A 598-nucleotide genomic window follows, 5' to 3' on the forward strand; every position below is an offset into this window, starting at 1 on the left:
CGGGGGCGGGGGTTGGTGGCGGTGTTCATCACGGTGATCAGGTGTTCGAACTGGTCCGTGGTGGCGAAGATTTCCAGGTGTTGCAGGCCGTGCCGGGGTTTGCGGAGGAAGGCGCCCTGGAGCTGGCGGAGCAGTTCCTCGGAGGGTTCGGCGCCGTCCTGGTCCAGTGCCTCGGCCCAGCTGCGGCTGATCCGGGCCAGGAAGTCGGCGTCGTTCTCGGCCGCGGTGCGGGTCAGGGCGTGCTCCATCGCCGCGGCGGCCTCCGGGAGGCAGCTGTGCCGGACCCGGTCCAGGGCGAGCGTGATGACGGTCGCGGCGCGGGAGGCGACCTCGCCGGCCGCGACGGCGGCTCCGAGCTCCGGGTGCACGGGCGGGATGGGCCGGCCGGCGAGTCCCTGCCGGGGCAGCAGCGTGTCGGCGAGGCAGAGCCGGCGCCTGGCCTCCGCGGCGCTGATCCGCAGCCGTGCCCGCAGGAACTCCACCGTGTTCCGGTACCCGTCATCCAGCACCGATTCCGGCACCGCCGGCTCACCCGTTCCGGGGCTTCCGGCGGGAGCCGAGGACAAGGAGGTGCCGGCGGGAACCGCCCCAACAGACC

At 73.7% G+C, this 598-nt stretch carries 1 protein-coding gene; it reads right to left on the bottom strand.

Going from position 1 to position 598, the window contains the following annotated elements; all coding sequences use genetic code 11:
- A partial coding sequence (locus AC1D1A_RS20875; protein WP_476948612.1) for a DUF222 domain-containing protein occupies positions 1-598 on the bottom strand: 598 nt, incomplete at both ends.

This window comes from Arthrobacter sp. P1_B9, assembly GCF_056406495.1.